The organism is Nocardiopsis sp. N85 (assembly GCF_028882275.1).
GTDB classification, from domain to species: Bacteria; Actinomycetota; Actinomycetes; order Streptosporangiales; family Streptosporangiaceae; genus Nocardiopsis; species Nocardiopsis lambiniae.
Genome location: NZ_JARBUT010000010.1, coordinates 190,302 through 211,033 on the forward strand (window position 1 = coordinate 190,302; position 20,732 = coordinate 211,033).

A 20,732-nucleotide genomic window follows, 5' to 3' on the forward strand; every position below is an offset into this window, starting at 1 on the left:
CATGCCCGCCAACGAACGCCGATCCGCCGCCAAGCGCAAACCGGCCCGTAAGTTCGCCAACCCGCTCGGCGAGATGGACTACATCGACTACAAGGACATCGCCCTGCTGCGCAAGTTCATCTCCGAGAAGGGGAAGATCCGCAGCCGCCGGGTGACCCGGGTCACCGCCCGTCAGCAGCGCCTGATCGCCTCGGCGATCAAGAACGCCCGCGAGATGGCCCTGCTCCCCTACCCCTCCAACACCCCGTCCGCCCGGGTCTGAGGGACCCACCGGATCCACGAGAGAGAGGAACCACCGTGTCACGCGTCTGCCAGGTGACGGGGAAGGCACCCGCCTTCGGAAACGCCATCTCCCACTCCCACCGGCGCACCAAGCGCAGGTTCGACCCCAACATCCAGAGCAAGCGGTACTGGCTGCCCAGCGAGCAGCGGTTCGTCAAGCTCAAGGTGAGCACCAAGGGGATGAAGGTCATCGACGCGCGGGGGATCGAGCGCGTGGTCGCCGACATCCGCGCCCGCGGGGAGAAGGTCTGACATGGCGAAGAAGAGCAAGATCGCCCGCAACGAGCAGCGCAAGGCCGTGGTCGCCCACTACGCCGAGCGCCGGGCCGAGCTGAAGCGCCTCATCAAGAGCCCGCACACCGACGAGGAGGCGCGCACCGCGGCCGTGGCCGAACTGCGCCGCCAGCCCCGCGACGCCAGTGCCACCCGCGTGCGCAACCGGGACTCCGTCGACGGACGCCCCCGCGGACACCTGCGCAAGTTCGGGCTCTCCCGCATCCGGTTCCGCGAGATGGCCCACCGCGGAGAACTCCCGGGCATCACCAAGTCCAGCTGGTGATGGGAAGGAGGGCGGAGCGGGTGTTCCACCCCCGCGATGCCCGCCGACCGTGACGGCCCCGTCACGTCCCCGAGGGGACGTGACGGGGCCGTCGATCCGGTCGGGCGCCGTAGGTCCGGCGCGCACCGGTCAGGAACCGGAGGAGTGCTCGTCCCAGTGGTCCTCGTGCTCGCGGTGCAGGTGCCCGTCGTGCACGTAGTCCACGTGGTCCTCGTGCGGCACCGCCACGTGTCCACAACCCTCACCGTGACGGTGGTCGTGCCCCTCGTGGACGGTGTGCCCCTCTCCGGCGGCGCACTCGTCCCAGTGGTCCTCGTGTCCGTGGTGCAGGTGCCCGTCGTGCACGTAGTCCACGTGCCCCTGGTGGGGCACCGCCACGTGCCCGCAGGTGGCACCGTGCCGATGCGCGTGATCCTCGTGCACGAGATGTGCCGTTGTCATCTCTCCCCCTGAAGACGATCCGTCGATCCCGGCCCCGTCGTCGCGAAGCGCACGGATCGCGTACCCACCCAGTCGACCAGAGATCGTCTCCCAAGGGAACCGCCCGGCGGCGGGTCAGCGAATCCTTGACCCGCGCGCGTCACGTTCTCGCACGTCACGCTCCCGGCCTCCACCGACCACCCGCCCTCCGTGTGAGGTCCTCGAAACGACGCCGTATCCGAGAAGGGGGCCGCCCCTCCCCCGCGTCGTGGAAGGAGGGGCGGCCCCCGCCGTGTCCCGGCGGCCGGAGGGGACCCTCGTCAGCGGGCGCCGGAGACGGCCGGGGCGGGGAGCAGCGTCCGACGCTCGGGGTCCACCGTCAGGACCCGGTCCGCCCGGGCGGCGACCGCCCGGTCGTGGGTCACCAGCAGCACCGCCAGCCCCCGTTCGGCCCGCAGGGCGTCCAACAGGTCCAGGACGGTGCGGGCGCTGCGGGCGTCCAGGGCCGAGGTCACCTCGTCGGCGAGCAGCACATCCGGATCGGCGGCCAGCGCCCGGGCGATCGCCACCCGCTGGCGCTGCCCGCCCGACAACCCGCCGGGCGGACGGTCGATGACGTCGGCGGGCAGGCCGACCTCCGCGATCAGGGCGACGGCCCGGTCCCGGGCCTCCTCCCGCGACGCCCCCAGCAGGAGACGGGCGGGACGGGCCAGCACCGCGCCCACCCGATGGGAGGGATGGAGGGCGCCCATCGGGTCCTGGCCCACGAACTGCACGGCGCGCAGCAGGTCACGGCCGCGATCCGCGACCGCGACCGGCGCCTCCCCGCCCGCCACCGTCACGGTCCCCGCGCGGGGCGGGTGCAGGCCCGCGACGGCGCGCAGCAGCGTGGACTTCCCACTGCCCGAGGGCCCCACCACGGCGACGAACTCTCCGGGGGAGACCGCGAGGTCGACCCCTCCGAGGAGCGCCGGACCGCCACCGGGGGCGTCGACGGCCAGCGAGCGCAACTCCAGCACCGCCGCGCCCTCCCCGCCCGGGGCCGCGTCCGCCGGGAGCGGGGGACCCGGGGGGACCTCCCCGAGCACGACCACCGTGTCGGCCACCCGCTCGGCGAACGCCCGGTCGTGGGTGATCACGATCGTGGCCCGACCCGCCGCCCCCCTGCGGTCGGCGAGGACCTCGATCACCCTCTCCAGGGTCGCCGGGTCGAGCCCGCTGGTGGGCTCGTCCAGGACCAGGAGCGCCGGGTCGCCGACGATCGCCCGGGCCAAGGCCACCCGCTGGGCCTGCCCTCCGGAGAGCTCGTGCGGGCGCCGGTGTGCCACCTCGGCCGCGTCCAGTCCCAGACGGCCCAGGATCCGGTGGGCGGCTTCGACGCGCCGACGCCGCGGCCCCCCGGGCAGGCCCTCCAGCACCAGTCCCGTCACGGTGCGCAACGGGTGCAGGTCCGAGGCCGGATCCTGGCCGAGCAGACCGGCGCGGTCGCGCCGCCAGCGACGCGCGGCCCGGCCCGGCGGCACGGGGGAACCCTCCCACCGCACGTGGCCGCCGACCCGGCGCAGACCGGCGGGCAGCGCGTCCAGCGCGCCCAGGACGGCGCTGGTCTTCCCGCCGCCCGAGGCGCCCATGACCGCCACCACGCTCCCCGTGGGCGCGTCCAGGTCGACCGGGCCCACGATCGTCCGGCCGGACCGGTCCACGACGTGCAGCCCTGTGACCTCATAGCCCGACATGGACGTTCCTCCTTCTCCACCGGGGAGCGACGGGATCCCGGTCGGCGGCGAGCTGGACCGAGAGCGCCAGCAGCACCGTGGTCAGGCCGAGCGCCGCGGCCGGGGCGGCCACGGACCAGGGGTTCATCGCGACGCCGACCATGTTCTCGCGCAGCATCAGGGCCCAGTCCGGCTCGGGCGGGGAGGGCCCGAACCCGAGCACGTTGAGGGCGGAGGCGATCTGGAGCGCCACCACCAGGCGCAGCCCCAGGTCCGCCGTGACGACCCCCTTCATCGCGGGCAGGACCTCGCGGACCAGGATGGCCGCGCCGCTCTCGCCCCGGCAGCGGGCGGCCTCCACGTACCCTGCGCCGCTGATCGAGCGGACCGCGTCGCGCACCACCCGCAGGGTGAGCGGCGCCCCTCCGCACACCGTGGCCACCACGACGGCCGTGTGCCCGGGCAGGGCGACGGCCACGACGAGCGCCAGGAGAAGGGAGGGGACGGCCAGGAGGAGATCGGTGAGCGCGGTCGCCGCCCGGTCGAGCGCTCCGCCCGCCCAGCCGGCGGCCAGGCCTCCGGCCACGCCGACGAAGGAGGCGGTCAGGGCCGCGAGGACGGACACGGAGATCAGTCCGGCGCCCCCGGCCAGCACCCGGGACCACACGTCACGGCCCAGCGCGTCGGTCCCCAGCGGGTGTTCGGGGCCGGCGCCCCGCCAGGGTGCGCCCAGGGGCGCGGTCGGGTCGTGGGGGGCGACCCATCCGCCCAGGGCCGCCGTGGCCAGGACCACGGCGAGGAGGACGAACATGAGGATCCGGCTCACCACGTCCGCCTCCGAGGGTCGGTGCCGCCCGCCACCGCGTCGGCGAGCGCCAGGCCCGCCAGGACCACGGCCGCCGCGAGCAGTGCGACCGTCTGGACCACGGGGACGTCGCGCGAGGCGATGGAGGAGACCAGCAGGGAGCCCAGGCCCGGGTACCCGAAGAGGGTCTCGACGACCGTGGCGGCGGCGATGAGACCGCCGGCCGCCACCGCCAGCACCCGGGCGAAGGGGGCCATCAGGAAGGGCAGCACGTCCACCGCGGCGACCGCCCACGGCGGACGGCCCCGACGGCGCGCGTCCGCCACGTGGGGGCGGCCCACGACGTCGGCGACGGCTCCCGCGAGCAGCCCACCGCCGAACAGCGCGGTGGGCAGGGCCATGGACAGCACCGGCAGGACCAGCAGTTCGGGGCTCTGGATCGGCGGTCGTCCCGGCGGCAGCAGGGACACCGCCGGCACCCATCCCAGGGCACCGGACAGCAGGGCGGCCAGGCCGGCGGCGACCACCACCGTCGGCACGGCCGCGCCGCCGGTGAGGAGCGCGGTCGGTACCGCGCGTCCGCGCCGGGCCGACCCCGCCCACCCGCCGAGGAGGAGCATGGCGGGCGCGGCCAGGAGCAGCGAACCGCCGACGAGCGTGGCGGTGGCGGGCAGTCGCTGCGCCACCGCGTCCGCGACCGGGCGGCCGTTGACCAGGGACGTCCCCGGGTCGCCGCCCAGCAGTCCGCCGACCCAGGACAGGTAGAGCCGCCACGGCTCGGCGTCCTGTCCCAGTTCCTCGCGCAGGGCCCGGATCTGTTCCTCGGTGGCCCCCGGGGAGGCCCGCAACTCGGCGGCGTCCCCGGGAAGCAGGGAGGTGGCCGCGAAGACGACCACCGACACCGCGCACAGGAGCAGGACCCCCCGGGCCAGGGCCCACAGCGGCGCGCGGAGCGGGGGGACCCCGCTCCGGCGCCGGGGGGCGGCGCCCGAGGGCGCCGCCTGAGGGGGCCGCATCAGCCGGCCACCTCGACCTGCTCGATCTGCAAGCGGTGGAACCCGGGTCCGGTGGGCAGACCGGTGACCCCGGCGGCGGTCAGGTCGATACCGTCACCGATGCCCCAGACCACGTAGCCGCCGTCGTCGGCGATGCGCTGCTGGAGGTCGCCGAGGACGGCGTGCCGTTCCGCCTCGTCGGCGGTGGCCAGGGCCGTGTCGAAGTCGGCGTCCCACTCCTCGTCGGACCAGCCGGTCTCGTTGATCGGACCGTCGGTGACCAGCGCCATTCGGGAGAAGTCCACGAACCCGCTGCCGCCCAGGCTGTTGAGGTAGAACGACTCGACGTTCCAGACCTCGGTCCAGTAGGTGTCGGGCGGCCCGACCTCGACCCGCACCTCGATGCCCGCCTCGGCGAGCTGCTCGGAGACCAGTACGGCGGCCTCCTCCATGCCGGGATAGGAGTTGGTGGCGTGCAGGGTGAGGGAGACGTCGTCCTCGTGTCCGGCCTCCTCCAGGAGTTCACGGGCCCGGTCCAGGTCGCGGGTCACCGGGTCGGCCTCCGGGGCGAAGGGCTCCGAGGGGCTGACGATGTCCGCGCCCGGCTTTCCGTAGCCGAGGAACACGGTCTCCACCAGCGCCTCGCGGTCCAGGGCGAGTTTGACCGCCTCGCGCACCTCGGGGTCGTCGAAGGGGGCGACCGTCAGGTCCATCACCAGCGGGTAGTTGACGCCGCCGGGCCGGGTGACGACCTCCACCGCGTCGTCCTCGGCGTACTGCCGAGCGGTGGCGGGTGCGACGCTCCCGGCGACGTCCGCCTGCCCCGAGGCGACGGCGGAGGCGCGTGCGGACGGATCGGGCATCGCGGTGATCTCCAGCCGGTCCACCCCGGGTTCGGGCCCCCACCACTCCTCGTTGCGGGTCAGGGTGGCGGTGGTGTCGTCGGCGCCGTCCAGGACGAAGGGGCCGGAGCCGACGACCGGTTCGACGATGTCATCGCTGTCCTCGGGGACGACGAAGGTGAGGGAGGACAGGGCGACGCCGACCTCGGCGTAGGGCAGCAGGGTCACCAGTTCGAGTTCGTGTTCGCCCGAGGCCTCGGAGGACTCCAGGTCGAACACGGACAGGCGGCCGTTGTTCTCGGCGCCCTTGCCCTGGATGCGCCGCAGGGAGAACAGGACGTCGTCGGCGGTGACGGGTTCACCGTCGGAGAAGACGGCGTCCTCGCGCAGCGACACGTGCCAGTGGGTGAGGTCCTCGTCCTCGGACTCCCAGGACTCGGCGAGCCTGGGCTGCGCGACGCCGTTCTCGTCGAGGACGGTGAGGACGTCGTAGAGCATGGCGAAGCGCAGGTAGTCCGACTCGTTGCCGACCCGCCCGTGCGGATCGTTCGTGGTGGCCGCGGGCGCGCCGACCGCCGCGTAGCGCAGGGTCGACGTCTGCTCGGAGTCGCCCGGTCCGTCCCCGCTCGCGGCACAGCCGGAGGCCGCCAGGACCATCGCGGACAGGCCCGTGAAGAGGGCTTGTCGTCTCATCGGTGGATTCTCGTTTCTGTTCGGGGCCGTGACCGTCACGGCCCAGGGGGGATGTGGTTCTCCCGGCCGTCAGGGCGGGAGAGGACCCGGACGCCGATGGCGCCCGAGGGGCACAGGTCGACGGCTTCCCGGGCGCGTGCCGAGGAGGCGGCCGGTATCCCGGTGGTGAGCGCGACCACCAGGCCGTCGTCGTCCTGGTCGAAGAGTTCGGGGGCGGCGCGCACGCACTGGCCCGCGCCGGCGCACACGTCGGTGTCGGCGTGGAGCACGAGCCCGCCGCCGTCGGGATCGGTGGTCACCACGACACGGGCACCTCCTCCAGGCCGAAGATCGCCGAGGAGGAGCGCAGCGGCAGGTCGCCGACCGGCACCGCGGGCCGCAGGGTCGGGACCTTCTCGAACAGGACCCGCAGGGCGACCTCGATCTCCAGGCGGCCCAAATTCTGGCCGACGCACTGGTGGACGCCGTAGCCGAAGGCGACGTGGTTGCGCTGCGATCGCGCGATGTCGAGGCCGCCGGGTTCGGGGAACGCCTCCGGGTCGTGGTTGGCCGCCGCCAGCAGGGCGATGTACCCGTCCCCGGCGGGGATGGTCGCGCCCTCCAGCGGAATGTCCTCGGTGGCGACCCTCAGGGTGATGACATCGGCGACCGACAGGTGCCGCAGCAGCTCGTCGACCGCTCCCGGCCACAGTGAGGGGTCCTCGCGCAGCAGGTCCAACTGGTCGGGGTTGTCCAGCAGGTCCAGCGCGGCCAGGGGGATCATGTTGCGCGAGGTCTCGTGCCCGGCGTTGAGGGTGATGCCGATCTGGGACAGCAGCGAGTGCCGGGTGATCTCCCCTCGCTCCAGCGGGCCGTTGACCAGTCGGCTGATCAGGTCGTCCCCGGGGCTCTGCGCCTTCTCGTCGATGAGTCGGTCGATGAGCCCGAACAGGTCGGCCAGCGCGGCGCCCACCTCCTCGGCCGTGCTCGTGCGGGCTCCGGAGATGGAGGTGATGCGGCGGAAGAACTCCAGGTCCTCCATCGGAACGCCGAGCAGTCGGCAGATGACGGTGGTGGAGACCCGGTTGGCGTAATCGCCGACGAGGTCGGCCGGCATCGGCCGGGAGAGCAGGTACTCCACCTGTTCGCGGCAGATCTCCTCGATGGCGGTCCGCATCTCCCGGACCCGCTTGACCGTGAACTCGCCGACGAGCATGCGCCGCACCCGGGTGTGGTCGGGCGGGTCCATGCGGATGAACGGGCGCAGCTCCGCCGCGACCGCCTGTTCGCCGTCGCCCAGGGCCGGGAAGGCGGGGTGCCGGGCGTCGGAGCTGGAGGCCGGGTGGGACAGCGCGGCGCGCACGTCCTTGAAACCGGTGACGAGCCAGGCCTCCTTGCCGCCGGGGACGGCGACCTTGGTCGGGGTGCCCCGCTCGCGCATCGGCGCGTAGGCGTCGGGCGGGGAGAAGGGGCAGGAACGGGCGATCGGGAACTCGACGGGGTCGGCGGACGCCCCCGTGTCGGGGGCCTCGGGAGTGGACGGGGTCATGCGCGCGGTCCTCCTGGTGTGGGGCGGGGATGGTGGTCGGGGGTCAGGGACGGACGGGGTCGGCGGTCAGCCGCCACCCCAGCGCCCGTTCCCGGGCCCGGACGTAGGCCGCGTGGCGGCCGTTCGCGGCGAGGAGTTCGGCGGGGGCGCCCTGCTCGGCGACGCGGCCGCCGTCGAGGAAGACGATCCGGTCGGCGGCGGCCACGGTGGCGGGCCGGTGGGCGATGACCAGCACGGTCCGCTCCCGGGCCAGGTCGACCGCGGTCTCGGTGAGCAGCGCCTCGTTCTCGGCGTCCAACGCCGCGGACGCCTCGTCCAGGACGACGATCGGCGCGTCCTTGAGCAGGGCCCGGGCGATCGACACCCGTTGCCGCTGGCCGCCGGACAGGGAGGCACCGCCCTCTCCCACCCGGGTGTCCCACCCGTCGGGGAGTTCGGCGACGACCCGGTCCAGACCCGAGCGGGCGGCGACCCGGTCCAGGTCCTCCGTGGTGGCGTCGGGGTCGGCGATGCGGAGGTTGTCGGCGATGGTGGCGTCGAACAGGTACACGTCCTGGAAGACGATGGCCACGTGCCGGGACAGTTCCTCTCCGCCGATCTCGCGGACGTCGACCCCGCCGATCCGCACCGCTCCCCCGTCCACGTCGTGGAAGCGGGCCAGCAGGCGCGACACGGTGGTCTTGCCCGCCCCGGAGGGGCCGACGAGGGCCGTCAGGGTGCCCGGCTCGGCCCGGAAGGAGACCCCGTCCAGGACCGGGTCCGCGTCCGGGGCGTAGGAGAAGCGGACGTCGTCGAACTCCACCGAGGCGTCCCGGGGCGGCACGGGGGCGGACGGCTCGGGCAGGACCGGCGCGTCCAGGACGGCGTTGATCCGCGCCAGGCCGTTGACGGCCATGCGCAGGGCCGCCCCGCTCTCGGCCGCCCCGGACAGGGGGTGGACGAACCTGACGACCAGGACGAGCAGGGCCACGGCCGTCGCCCCGTCCAGGGTGCCGCCCACGGTGAGGTAGAGCGCGCAGACCAGGATCAGGGTGAGGGCCAGTCGGACCGTGAAGGAGTAGGCGACCAGGGCCGGGATCGCCTTCAAGAGCATCGACCGGACCGCGCCGTGTTCGGCGACCAGTGACCGGTCCAGGCCCGTGCGCCCGCGCTCCGCCCGCCCGAAGGCGCGGAGCACCGCCTGGGAGCGGGCGTACTCCAGCACCCGGTCGGCGGCCTGGTCGGCCACCGCGTCGCGGGCGGCGTCGCCGCGCGCCACGGCCTCGTTGGACAGGGTGAACACCATCCACAGGACGATCAGGCAGGCCGCGCAGGCCAGTGCGATCCGCCAGTCGAAGAGGAACAGGGCCGCCACCGCCACCACGGGGGTGAGGACGGCGTCCGCCAGCGGCGGGTAGGTGTGCACGGGCAGGCTGGTGGTCCGGGAGACGCCGTCGGTGACGATCCGGTTGAGCTCACCGAGCCGGGCCCCGGTGAACCAGCCCAGGGGCAGGCGCACGACGTGGTCGCCGATCCGGTGGTGCAGGGCGCGCGAGATGGAGCCGCCGACCCGGAAGTTGAGGTGGAGGCTCGCCGACCGCAGCACCGCGTACAGGACGGTTGCGGCGACCAGGGCGAGGACCCAGGGGCGGGCCGTCTCCGGTTCGGGTCCCAGGAACCTCGACAGGACCGGGACCAGCAGGGCGAACAGCACCCCCTGGAACGCGGAGACGAAGGAGGTGAGCGCCAGGCTCATCGCCATCGGGCGGGCGTATCGGGGCCCCATGGCCCTGAGGAGTTCGCGGATCATTCTTCTTCCCCCTGTCCGGCGCGGTGGTCGCGGCGGGCCCGCCACAGGTCCGCGTAGCGTCCTCGCGAGGCGAGGAGTTCCTCGTGGGTGCCCGACTCCACGACACGGCCGTCCTCCATGACGGCGATGCGGTCGGCGCCGGTGACGGTGGCGAGCCGGTGGGCGATGACCAGGACGGTGCGCCCCCGGGCGAGCCCGCTGAGCGCGTCCTGGATGTCGGCCTCGGCGACCGGGTCCACCGAGGCGGTGGCCTCGTCCAGGATCAGCACGGGCGGGTCGGCGAGGATCGCCCTGGCGATGGACAGGCGCTGGGCCTCACCGCCCGAGAGGTCGACCTCCTCCCCCACGACCGTGTCGTAGCCGCGCGGCAGCCGGGTGATCCGCTCGTGGATCCGGGCCGCGCCGGCGGCGGCCTCGATGTCGGCGCGGGTCGCGTCGGGCCGCCCGAGCGCGATGTTGTCGGCCACCGACTCGCGCAGCAGGCGCACGTCCTGGAAGACGAAGCCGACGGTGCGGTACAGCGCCTCGGTCGACAGCTCCCGCAGGTCGACCCCGCCGATGGAGACCGCCCCCGCGGTGGGGTCGTGGAAGCGGGCGGGCAGGGTGGCCAGGGTGGTCTTGCCGGCCCCGGAGGGACCGACGAGCGCCGTGACCGTCCCCGGTTCCAGGACCAGGTCGACGCCGCGCAGCACCTCCTCCGCCTCTCCGTCGCCGTCGGCGGGGTAGGCGAAGCGCACCCCCTCGAAGACGACGCGGGCGTCGTCGGGCTCCCCTTCGGAGCCCTCCGGCAGCCGGGGGACGGACAGCAGTGCGGCGACCCGTCCGGCCGCGGCCCCCGCCCCCTGGATCTGCTGGACCCGGGAGCCGATGACGTTCATGGGCGCGCACAGCGCCGGGGCGATCAGGGCGAAGGCCACCACGGAGACCGGGTCGCTCCAGCCCGCCGCCGCGAAGGCGACACCGGTGACGACCACCCCCACGGTCACCATCGGCGCCGACAGCAGCAGGAACGAGGCGACCGTCACCGGGGTGGTGGCGCGGGACCAGGAGGAGAAGAAGTCGGAGTAGGCGTCGGCCGCGTCCAGGAAGCGCCGGTGCGCCCTGCGGTGGCCGCCGAAGTGCTTGACCACCTGGATGCCGTCGACGAACTCCACGGCGGAGGCGTTGATGTCGTTCATCGCGCGCGAGGCCTCGGCCATCTTGGCCATCCCCCCGGCCATGGCCCGGGCGAACAGCACGATCCCGGCCGCGACCAGGGCCACCGCCACCAGGGCGAGCCGCCAGTCGACGATCGCCAGGTAGACGAGGGCGACCACCGGGACGCTCACCACCGCGGCCAGGTCGGGCAGGGTGTGCGCGATCAGGGAGTGCACCTCGGCGATGTCGTCGTGCAGGGCCTTCTTGACCCGGCCCGACCCCTTGCCGGAGAACCAGCCCAGGGGGACCCGGGACAGGTGCGCGGCCAGCGATCGGCGGATCGAGAGCTGCATGTCGTTGTCGGCCAGGTGCCCGATCAGGGTCGAGGCGGCGCCGGCGGCCAGGGCCGCGACGGCGCCGGCCAGGGCGAGGCCGACCAGGACCCACAGGCGTCCGGAGTCGACCGGGCCGGGGCCCAGGAGTACGCCGGCGATCTCGACGACACAGATGAGGGGGACGAGGCCGAGCGCGCCGGCCGCCCCTTGCAGGACGGCGGCGACGGCGATCCGGCCCCTGACGGGCTCCAGGAGCACCGACAGCGGTGAGGGCGCGCGCTCCTGCGGGACGGTGTCCGCGTCCCGGGGCCGCGCGGTGGCGACCGTGGTCCGCTCCGTCACTTGACCAGCACCCCGATCTCCGGTGTGGCCTCGCGTCCGGCCTGGACGAGGCGTTTGACGGTCAGTCCGGACTCCTCGGCGAGGCGGTCGACGCCGAAGGTCTCCCAGTCGTACTCGTCGGTGACGGTGCGGACCCGCTCCCCGTCGCGCAGGACCCGCCACTCGGTGCGCCAGCGCATGACGCCCTCTCCGGCGGGCTCGCCGGAGATCCACCACTCGTAGACCTGCTCGCCCACGCGCTCACGGCACATGCGCACGAACGGGATGGAGCGCGGGGTCTCCACCCCCATCAGCTCCACCACGATGGGGCCGCCCGGGGGCAGCCGGTCGGCGAGGCGTCTCCACAGTGCGACCCGCTCGGACCGGGGGATGTGGCCCGCCACACCGAAGATCACCACCGCCGACAGCGAGTCGGGCAGGGGCAGCTCCTGGGCCGGTTCGGGGAGGACGGTGACGCGTTCGCGCAGGGCGGGGTCGGAGAAGACCCGGCTGGTGAGGACGGCGCGCATCACCGGCGAGGGCTCGGCCGACAGGATCCGCGCCGACGGCAGGATCTCGGCGATGGTCGAGGTCACCAGTCCCGTCCCCGCCCCGATGTCCAGGACGGGACCGTGCGCGGTGTCCAGGCCGGTCAGCGCGGCGCGCAGGGCCGGGGCGCTGGAGACCAGGTGACGATGGCCGACGAGGTCGAAGAACTCGGCGGCCGGGGAGTAGTAGTCGATGGCCGACATGGTGTGCTCCAAGGTCCGTGAGGAGGGTCAGGGCGTGCTGGGCCACGGCGAGGAGGCCGCGAGCAACGCCGGGTCCAGGCGGCGCAGGAGCGCGGCGATGACGTCCTCCCTGCGGGGCGCCAGGTAGAAGTGGTCTCCCGGGAACACCTGGACGTCGACGCGGCCGGTCGTGGTCTGCGCCCACTTCCGGGCGTTGTCCGCGTCGACCTCGGGGTCGGTGTCCCCGAGGAAGACGCTCACCGGGCAGTCCAGCGGCGGCCCCGGGAAGGGGCGGTAGCGCTCGATGAGCCGGTAGTCGTTGCGGACCAGCTCCAGGACGGCCTCCCGCAGGCCCGGGTCGGCCAGCACCTCCTCCTCGGTGCCGCCCAACCGGAGCAGCTCGGACGCGATCGCGTCGTCGTCGGCCAGGTGGACCCGACCGGGAGGGGCGTCGGCCGGGGCCCTGCGACCCGAGGCGAAGAGGCGTTCGGGCCCGGGGGCGCCGCCGTCCCGCAGGGCCCTGCCCAGCTCGTAGGCGACCGCCGAGCCCATGCTGTGCCCGAACAGGGCGTAGGGGCGGTCCAGCCAGGGCGCGAGTTCGCCGGCCAGCCGGGACACGACCTCGCCCATGTCGTCCACCAGGGGCTCGCCGAAGCGGTCCTCACGGCCGGGGTACTGGACGCAGAGCAACTCCACCCCGGCGGGCAGCAGGGACGCCCATGATCGGAAGGCGCCCGCGCCTCCCCCGGCGTGGGGCAGGCAGACCAGGCGCGCACCCGCTCCGGGCCGGGTGCGGTAGCGGCGCAGCCAGGGGCTGAGCACGGTGTCCTTCATGACTTTCCCGTCGTCTCGTGGAGATCGGCGATCCCCCAGGGGTCGGGCCGTTCGGGTCGGATGATCTCGGGCCTGCCGAGCCGACCGGTGACGTCGTGCCACAGGCGGCACACGGACAGGTCGAACTGGCCGCGCGGCAGCGGATCGGTGCCCGCGCGCACGTCGGCGGCGAAGTCGCGCAGCGCCCGGGCCAGGGCCTCGGGCCACACACGGGCGAAGATCTCCCGGTGGGAGGGCGGCAGGGTGCCCTCCAGCACGGTGGTGGCCGGTTCGTCGAGGTGCTCGGTCCCCGGGCCGGTCGACCGCAGTCGGCCGTGGGCGTCCCGGGGGGCGTACAGCCGGGGATGCCACAGGACCGGACCGTGGGTGTCGGCCAGCGCCAGCACGCCGCCCTCCCCCACCAGGGACAACCGGTGCCACAGCAGGGCGTGGTTGTCACCGTCGGAGGGGTCCAACTGGTTCTGCACCCGCAGGGTCACCGGCACCCCGGCCACCGTCGCCTGGAGGACCCGGTAGGGCTGGGCCGTCGCGGCCAGGTGCGCCACCTCGGCGTCCCCCGGCAGCGGTTCGGTGAGCGCCCACGGGCGCACCCCTCCCAGTGCCCTGCCCAGCACGTCGAGAAGCGGGTACAGCACCTGCACGGCCGAGGTCGCGTCGACGGACAGCACCCTGCCCTTGCGCCGCACCTCCCGGGCCGTGTCCAGGAAACGCCGCACCGGTTCGACGTGCCGGTAGAAGGGGTTGAGGTGGTAGACCGTCCCCGACGCGCGCGCCGCCCGCAGCAGGACCGCCAGTTCGTCGTGGTGGACGGGGTGCTCCTGGATGACGTGGACGCCCCGGGCGAGCAGGTCCCGGGCTATCTCCGCGCCGGGCCCACCCGAGACGGCCGAGCCCACGACCACGCAGGCCGCGTCCACGTCCTCGGGCAGCTCCGCGACGGAGGTGTACAGGGGCAGCCCGTGTCGGCGGGCGTGCTCGCGGGAGAACCCCCCGCCCCGGGCCAGGACGCCGACCGGCTCGAAGTCCTCGGGCAGCAGTTCCAGGGCCCGCGTGTAGAAGCGGCCGAACCCGGTCCCGCAGACGATGGTGCGCAGCGGACGCCCGTTCACAGGACACCCTCCTCGACGCCCGGGGCGCCGTGGCGGGCCGTGTTCTCGTACTCCCGCAGGGAGCCGGTCCCCGGGTGGGCGAACAGCTCCGCCACGGCCCGTTCCGGATCCAGGACGTCGGCCGCGTGGTGCACCCCGGAGGGCACCCGCCCGGCGGCCACCTCCAGGGCCGTCCAGGCGCCCACGTGCCCGGTGGTGCGATAACCGTCGGAGGTGCGCAGCACGAGGGTGCGCTCCCCTCCCCGGCCGTCGGCCAGGTCCATGACGAGGAGGTAGTGGGGGTCCCGCCCGGCCAGGTCCAGGTCGGCTGCCCGGCGCAGCGCGGCGACCGCGCCGGGCAGGTCGGCCACGGGGCGGCCGGCCATCGAGGACAGCAGCGCCCGCGACCGCTCGCCGAGGTGGACGTTGTACCACTCCAGCTCGGTCAGACCCAGGTCGGCGGCGAGCCGGTGGGCCTCCCCGGTCAGGAAGGGCTGGACGAACCCGGGGGCGGAGAAGTGCGGTACCTGCACGGCGTCGGCGACGCGCAGGGCCCGCGGCGCCAACCGCCCCCGGTGCCAGGCGGCCAGCGGGGTGCCGAACACGGCCGCCTCGTCGGCCGCGCCGGGCAGGGACAGCAGCAGGTCGCCCGCCGCCGCCTCGGTGCACCGCTCCAGGCCACCGGCGTGGGCGCGCAACCGGGTCAGGCCGTCCCTGGCCGCCACCATGCGGGGCAGCAGCGCCGACAGGCCCGGCAGCAGCCCGGCCGACACCACCGCCACCCGGCCCTCCAGCGCGGGGGTGCCGGTCAGCGCGGCGCGCACCGGCTCGTCGCCGGTGACGTCCACGTAGTCGGCGCCGGCGGCCAGGGCCGCCACGGCGACCCGGTCCACCAGGGCGTAGGAGGGCCCCGCGCAGTTGAGCACCACGTCGCAGCCCGCGCAGAAGGCGGCCAGCGAGTCGGGGGAGTCGGCGTCGACGACCCGCGCCCGTGCCCCCAGCTCCTCGGCCAGGGCCGCGAGGGGGTCGGGGCGGCGCCCGCCCAGTCGCAGGCGGCTGTGGCCCAGGGCGTGCAGGAACCGGGCGGCGGGGGCGCCGACCGCGCCCGATGCCCCCACCACCCCGATCAGGGGGAGATCCCCGTTCACCGGATCACGTCCCCACCGGTGATCTCGTCCAGGTGCTTGAGGAGACCGGGCGCGTAGGGCACCGAGAGCATGCTGAAGTGGTCGCCCGGAACGTCCACGATCCTCAGGTCTCCCAGGACGAGCCGCTCCCAGTAGGAGGTGACGCTCTCCTTGTTCCCGGGGAAGGGGTAGGCGCCGCCGTGCCGCAGGAAGGTGATGTCACCCGCGTAGGGCTCGGGCTCGTAGCGGGAGATGGAGAACACGCTCTGGCGGAAGATGCGGAACATCTCGTCCAGGGCCTCGGGCTCGTAGGTGCCCGCCGAGGGCGGCACGGCCGCGCACATGCGCGCCACACGGGCCTCGCGCGGGACCTCCGCCAGGGCGCGGAAGCAGGCCGCCACATCGGCGTACTCCCCTTCCAGCCGGCCGATCGCCCCGTCCGGCAGCAGGCCGGGGGTGGCGTCCAGGAGGAGGTCGGAGGCGGCCGACACCCGGTTCTCGTCGGCGGGGAAGCCGACCGAGACCGGGTCGATGCCCATCATGACGGCGAAGGCGTACTCCGAGATCAGCTCGTCGTCCAGCCGGAAGGGCGGGCGGTGCGTGCTGATGGCGGTGAGGGAGGCGACCTCGGCGCCCGCCTCGGTGAGGCTGCGGGCGACCTCGGTGGCGATGAGTCCGCCCAGGCAGTAGCCCACGACGTGGAAGCGGTCGCCGCCGCGGTCCAGCAGCGCGGTGGCGTAGTCGGCGGCCCAGCGCTTGATGACCGTGGCCGGGTCGGCCTCCAGGAAGGCCGCCACGTCGGGCAGCTCCAGGCCCACGAGGGTGCCCCGTCCCGCCGAGCGCCGCCGGATCTCGGTGATGAGCGCGCGGTAGGGGATGAGCGTGCCGGTACCGGCGTGCACGAGGGCGGTGACCGTCCCCGCGCCGGGGCCGTTGAGCGGCACGTACGGGTCGCTCACCCCGTCCCGCGCGGCCCCCACCTGGCCGGACAGGTCGCGCAGGTAGGAGGCGAGCCCGGCGACGGTCGGCGTGCGCAGCATGTGGCGGAGCACGACCTCCCACTCGATGTCCTCCCCGGTTCCGGGCAGGACCTCGCCGAGCCGACCCACCATGCGGGCGACCAGGAGGGAGTCGCCGCCCATGTCGAAGAAGTCGTCGTCGCGTCCGACCCGGGCGCGCTCCAGGAGTTCGGCCCACAGGTCGGCCAGGGCGCGTTCCAGGTCGTCGGCGGGTGCGGCGGACAGGGACTCGACCGCGGGCGCGTCCTCCTCGCCGGGCAGGTCGCGGGCCAGGGCGGCGCGGTCGACCTTGCCGTTGCCGGTCAGCGGCAGCGCGTCCAGGATCCGCCACTGGGCGGGGACCATGTACTCGGGGAGGCGGGCCGCGGTGTGCCGGATCAGCTCTTCGGCGCCGACCGGTACCCGGTCCGTCTTCAGCCGGGTCAGGTACAGGGTCTGACCGGTCCGGGACAGCGGGTCGTCGGCCTCGGGCAGGACCAGAGCCGGCACGGCCCCCGCCCTCGCCAGGGCGGCGTCCCACTGTTCGCGGGTGAGGAAGGTCTGGTCGGCCTCGGTCCGGTCGTCGCGGTGGCCGCCGTCGAGGCCCTCCATGAACTCCATGGAGACCAGCAGCGCGGGGTCGTGCTCGATGGTGGTCTCGATGAAGAGCAGGTGGCCGCCGGGAACGAGCAGTTCCCTGAGGCGGGCCAGGGCCGCGTCGACGTCGATGGCGTTGTGCAGGACGTTCGCGGCGACGATGACGTCGAAGGAGTTGGGGGCCTGTCCCTGGTCGCGGGGGTCCCGGTCCAGGTCGTAGAGGCCGAAGGACACCCAGGGGAAGTCGGCGAACCTCTCCCGGGCCTCGGTGAGGAAGAACGGCGACAGGTCGGTGAACCGGTAGTCGACACGGTGACCGGCCAGGGCGTGGACGGCGGCCTCGGTGGTGCCGCCCACCCCCGCGCCGATCTCCAGGACCCGCAGGGGTTCGCCCCCGCCGCGCCGACGGGCGATCTCGGCCAGGGAGGCGGCCGCGGAGGCGTTGAGGTGGCGGATGGCGAGGTTGTCGCGGTAGGCGGCCCCCGCGGTGTCCAGCGCGGCCCCGGGGAAGAGGAGGGAACGCACGTCGAGGTCGCCGCGCAGGAGTTCGGGCAGCCGCTCGGCGCAGGTGCGCATGTAGTCCAGGACCTCGGTGCCGTAGTCGACCCGGGCCTCCAGTCCGGCCAGTTCGTCCCAGGCCTTCCGATATCCGTCCGGGGTGACCTCGGTGAGGCCGTGCAGCCTCTCCCCGTCCCGGGTGAGCCGGCCCGCGTCCGTCAGCGCCGTGATCCAGCGGCGGACGAGCCGGTGGTGGCGCCGGTCCGCGGCCAGGGCCGCGATGACCTCGGCCTCGGTGTGGGAAGCGCCCCGGAACAGCCCGGCCCCGATCAGGGTGAGGGTGATGGCGTCCAGCGCGGTGGAGCGCATCGACCGCAGGAAGGCGTCCAGGTCGTCACGGTCCAGGCCGGCCACGGCCTCGTCCACGGCGGTGCGGGCCGCGCCCGTGACAGGCTCCTCCACGGTGGCGTGGCGGCCGAGCCGGTGGACGGCCGTCTCCACGAACCCGGCCAGGCGGCGGTCCTGTCGACCGCCCGGCGCCAGGATCGCGGCGGCGGCCACGGCCGGGTGGGCCAGGACCGCGGCCTCGATCTCGGCCGGTTCGACCCGGTGCCCGCGGATCTTGACCTGGTCGTCCTCGCGGCCGAGGAATTCGATGTCGCCGCCGGGCCGGTAACGTCCCAGGTCGCCGGTGCGGTAGAGCCGCTCCCCGGTGCCGGGCCGGGTGACGAAGCGTTCCGCGGTGCGCGCCTCGTCGCCCAGGTAGCCGCTCGCCACGCCCGCGCCGCCGATGTACAGCTCTCCGGCGACCCAGTCGGGCCGGTCGCGCATCGCCCCGTCGAGCACGTGGAAGGTCTGGTTGGTGAGGGGGCGGCCGTAGGGGATGCTCGGCCAGGTGGGGTCGACCTCGTCGATGCGGTGGTGGATGGACCAGATCGAGCCCTCGGTCGCCCCGCCGAAGCCGTACAGTGCCAGGGTCGGCATGTGGGCGCGCACCCGCTCGGGCAGGGTCAGCGGGATCCAGTCCCCGGACAGCAGGGCCACCCGCAGCGTCGAGGGGGCCATCCCGGGGGCGGTGGCCAGGTAGTCGGCGAGCATGCCCATCTGGGCGGGCACGGAGTTCCAGAGGGTGACCCCGTGATCGTGGATCAGCTCGGCCCAGTGGGAGGGGTCGCCTCGGCGTGCGGCGTCGGGGAGCACCAGCGCGCCGCCCCGGCCCAGGGGGCCGAACAGGTCGTAGACGGACAGGTCGAACCCGAGGGCCGCCAGGCCCAGGATCCGGTCCGCCTCGCCCACCGAGAAGCGCAGGTCGACGTCGTCGATGGTGTTGAGGGCGGCGCGGTGGGTGATGACCACGCCCTTGGGCGTCCCGGTGGAACCGGAGGTGTAGATGACGTAGGCGGGGTCGTCCGGGGAGACGGGGCGCGGGGGGAGGTCGGCGGGGACCGTGCCCGCGGGCGCGGTGTCCACCTCGATGACGACGGTGTCCTCGTCCCAGTCGCCGATCTCGGCGAGCCAGGACTGGGTGAGCACGTGCCGCACACCGGCGTCACCCAGGATGGAGCGGCGGCGGGCGGCCGGCTGGGTGGTGTCCACCGGAATGTAGACCGCGCCGACCAGCAGGGCGGCGTAGGCGGCGACCACCTGCTCGACGCCCTTGTCCATGACGATGGCCACGTGGTCGCCCGGGACGGCGCCGGCCGCGCGCAGCCGGTCGGCGACCCCGGTGACACGGCCCCACAGTTCCCCGCGGGTGAGCGCGCCGTCCACGGTGAGGACGGCCGGCGCGGCCGGGGACTCCAGTGCCCGGGCGAGGGCGCTCTCGTGGAGCAGGGCGTCGGGCAGCGGGCCCTCCGTGGAGTTGACCCGGGCGCGCACGAAGAGCTGCTCGGCGGGGAGCGGGACCGGGTCCGCCGCGTCCCAGGCGGCGTCGGAGGCCGCCAGGCGGCGCAGCAGGTCATGGTAGGCCCGGAAGGCGTCGGCGGCGACCCCCTCGGGCAGGACGCCTTCGCGCACGTCCCAGCGCAGGGCCGGGGCGTCGCCGTTGAGGGAGACCTGGCAGTCCACCCACACCTGGGGGGTCTGGGAGAGTCCGTGGACCTCGCGGGCGACCCAGGCCTCGGGGGCGGGGGCGTCGTCCGCGCCCAGCGCGCCGGTGAAGACCACGGGCATCAGCACCGCCGTCTCGTCACGGCGCCGGGACAGCTCGGCCAGCACCTCGTTGCCCGAGTACAGGCAGTGGTCCATGTCCTCGATGAGGCGGGCCTGACGGGTGGCGGCGCGCTCGGCGAAGGTGGTCCCGTCGTCGGCGTGCACCGCCAGCAGGGTCAGCGCGGTGAAGTCACCGACGACCCCGCCCACCTCCGGGTGGAGCGGCAGGCGCTGGGACACCGGGAGGTTGAGGGTGAAGTCGGGTCGGCGCGACCACAGGGCGATCACCTCGGCGTAGGCGGCCAGGGCGACGGTGGAGGGGGTCAGGCCCCGTGCCGCCGCGCGATCGCACAGCGCCGTCCACTCGGCGGCGTCCAGGCCGGCGGACAGGCGGGTGAAGCGCGCCGAGGAGTCGGCGGCGTGTTCGGCCAGGGGGAGTTCGGGGGCCGGGGGCAGTTCGTCGAGGCGCTCCGTCCAGTAGGCGCGGTCCCGGTGCCGGCGGGAGCCGTCCCGCAGCGCCCGGTGCGCCAGTACGTAGTCGCGGAAGGTCACCTCCAGGGAGGGGAGCGCGTGGTCGGGGTCCTCGTACAGGTGGCGCAGCTCCTCCAGGAGCAGGCGCACGCTCGTGTAGTCGGCGACGAGCAGGTCGACGGACAGGTGCAGGACCGCCAGGTCCGCCCCGCGGGTGAGGTGCAGGCGCACCAGCGGCCAGGTGGAGGGGTCGGGCACCAGGTCGCGCAGCCGCTCCCGGGCCCGCTCTGCGTGCGGTCGGGGGTCGGCGTCCCCCACCTCGGTGACGGTCAGGGACTCCCCCGGCGCCTTGGGCAGGACCACCTGGTGCCCCTCGGGGGAGACCACGGCGCGCAGCATGTCGTGCCGGTCCACCAGGGCGTTCCACGCGGTGCGCAGCCGTGCGGGGTCGAGGTCGTCGAACTCCATCTCGGCGTAGGCGTGGCAGGCCACCCCGCCGTGGTCGTAGGCCGAGCCCCGGCCGACCAGGTAGGCGCCCTGGACGTCGGTCAGGGGGAAGGGCTCGTGGCGGGCGGCCGGGTCGGGGACGAGGGCCGGGGCATCGGACTCCCGCTCCAGCAGGGCCAGGACCCGGTCCCGGTGATCGCGCAGTGTCGCGCGCTGTGCGTCGGTGAGGGTGCCGGAGGGGGCGCGGAAGTGGATGCGCCCGTCCTCGGCCCACAGGTGCACACCGTCGGCTCTGAGCGCGTCGAGCAGGGAGGTCAGGTCGTCGGGGGTGGCCGGGGTGGACTGCACGATGGTTCTCCTCGCGGGGTC

General features: G+C 74.5%; 17 protein-coding genes. 3 read left to right on the plus strand and 14 right to left on the minus strand.

The window, feature by feature from the left end:
- Position 1: 1 nt before the first annotated feature.
- From rpsR to rpsN, 3 genes are read left to right on the plus strand one after another with little or no spacing between them, the layout of a single operon-like run.
- Positions 2 to 262: a 30S ribosomal protein S18 gene (rpsR, locus tag PWG71_RS16225; RefSeq protein WP_274810570.1), complete on the plus strand. Its 261-nt coding sequence runs from the start codon at positions 2 to 4 to the stop codon at positions 260 to 262.
- 35 nt (positions 263 to 297) lie between these two features.
- Complete coding sequence (gene rpmB / locus PWG71_RS16230; RefSeq protein ID WP_274810571.1) at positions 298 to 534, plus strand: 50S ribosomal protein L28; 237 nt, start codon at positions 298 to 300, stop codon at positions 532 to 534.
- A 1-nt stretch (position 535) separates the two neighbouring features.
- Positions 536 to 841 (plus strand): 30S ribosomal protein S14, encoded by a 306-nt coding sequence (gene rpsN, locus PWG71_RS16235; RefSeq protein ID WP_274810572.1) that lies wholly within the window; start codon positions 536 to 538, stop codon positions 839 to 841.
- Positions 842 to 970: 129 nt separating this feature from the next.
- Here the strand turns inward: rpsN and PWG71_RS16240 are convergent, their stop codons facing one another.
- The 14 genes from PWG71_RS16240 to PWG71_RS16305 form a co-directional block, all read right to left on the minus strand.
- Complete coding sequence (locus PWG71_RS16240; protein ID WP_274810573.1) at positions 971 to 1,282, minus strand: threonine dehydratase; 312 nt, start codon at positions 1,280 to 1,282, stop codon at positions 971 to 973.
- Positions 1,283 to 1,581: 299 nt separating this feature from the next.
- Positions 1,582 to 2,997 (minus strand): ABC transporter ATP-binding protein, encoded by a 1,416-nt coding sequence (locus tag PWG71_RS16245; protein WP_274810574.1) that lies wholly within the window; start codon positions 2,995 to 2,997, stop codon positions 1,582 to 1,584.
- Positions 2,984 to 3,802, minus strand: coding sequence for an ABC transporter permease (locus PWG71_RS16250; protein ID WP_274810575.1), 819 nt, complete (start codon positions 3,800 to 3,802; stop codon positions 2,984 to 2,986). Before PWG71_RS16250 ends, PWG71_RS16245 begins: the two co-directional genes overlap by 14 nt.
- Positions 3,799 to 4,797, minus strand: coding sequence for an ABC transporter permease (locus PWG71_RS16255; protein WP_274810576.1), 999 nt, complete (start codon positions 4,795 to 4,797; stop codon positions 3,799 to 3,801). Before PWG71_RS16255 ends, PWG71_RS16250 begins: the two co-directional genes overlap by 4 nt.
- Positions 4,797 to 6,311 (minus strand): ABC transporter substrate-binding protein, encoded by a 1,515-nt coding sequence (locus PWG71_RS16260; protein ID WP_274810577.1) that lies wholly within the window; start codon positions 6,309 to 6,311, stop codon positions 4,797 to 4,799. The genes PWG71_RS16255 and PWG71_RS16260 overlap by 1 nt, the downstream gene beginning before the upstream one ends.
- 35 nt (positions 6,312 to 6,346) lie before the next feature.
- Complete coding sequence (locus tag PWG71_RS16265) at positions 6,347 to 6,610, minus strand: ferredoxin (protein WP_274810578.1); 264 nt, start codon at positions 6,608 to 6,610, stop codon at positions 6,347 to 6,349.
- On the minus strand, positions 6,607 to 7,839 hold the full coding sequence (locus PWG71_RS16270) for a cytochrome P450 (protein WP_274810579.1): 1,233 nt from the start codon (positions 7,837 to 7,839) through the stop codon (positions 6,607 to 6,609). Before PWG71_RS16270 ends, PWG71_RS16265 begins: the two co-directional genes overlap by 4 nt.
- Positions 7,840 to 7,882: 43 nt before the next feature.
- A complete protein-coding gene (locus PWG71_RS16275; protein ID WP_274810580.1) occupies positions 7,883 to 9,628 on the minus strand; it encodes an ABC transporter ATP-binding protein in 1,746 nt (581 codons plus the stop codon).
- Positions 9,625 to 11,442 (minus strand): ABC transporter ATP-binding protein, encoded by a 1,818-nt coding sequence (locus PWG71_RS16280; protein ID WP_446725037.1) that lies wholly within the window; start codon positions 11,440 to 11,442, stop codon positions 9,625 to 9,627. The genes PWG71_RS16275 and PWG71_RS16280 overlap by 4 nt, the downstream gene beginning before the upstream one ends.
- On the minus strand, positions 11,439 to 12,173 hold the full coding sequence (locus PWG71_RS16285; RefSeq protein ID WP_274810581.1) for a class I SAM-dependent methyltransferase: 735 nt from the start codon (positions 12,171 to 12,173) through the stop codon (positions 11,439 to 11,441). The genes PWG71_RS16280 and PWG71_RS16285 overlap by 4 nt, the downstream gene beginning before the upstream one ends.
- Positions 12,174 to 12,200: 27 nt before the next feature.
- Positions 12,201 to 12,986, minus strand: a complete 786-nt coding sequence (locus PWG71_RS16290; protein WP_274810582.1) for a thioesterase II family protein — start codon at positions 12,984 to 12,986, stop codon at positions 12,201 to 12,203.
- On the minus strand, positions 12,983 to 14,095 hold the full coding sequence (locus PWG71_RS16295) for a Gfo/Idh/MocA family oxidoreductase (protein ID WP_274810583.1): 1,113 nt from the start codon (positions 14,093 to 14,095) through the stop codon (positions 12,983 to 12,985). The genes PWG71_RS16290 and PWG71_RS16295 overlap by 4 nt, the downstream gene beginning before the upstream one ends.
- Positions 14,092 to 15,222, minus strand: a complete 1,131-nt coding sequence (locus PWG71_RS16300) for a saccharopine dehydrogenase NADP-binding domain-containing protein (protein WP_274810584.1) — start codon at positions 15,220 to 15,222, stop codon at positions 14,092 to 14,094. Before PWG71_RS16300 ends, PWG71_RS16295 begins: the two co-directional genes overlap by 4 nt.
- On the minus strand, positions 15,219 to 20,711 hold the full coding sequence (locus PWG71_RS16305; protein ID WP_274810585.1) for a non-ribosomal peptide synthetase: 5,493 nt from the start codon (positions 20,709 to 20,711) through the stop codon (positions 15,219 to 15,221). The genes PWG71_RS16300 and PWG71_RS16305 overlap by 4 nt, the downstream gene beginning before the upstream one ends.
- Positions 20,712 to 20,732 lie beyond the last annotated feature (21 nt).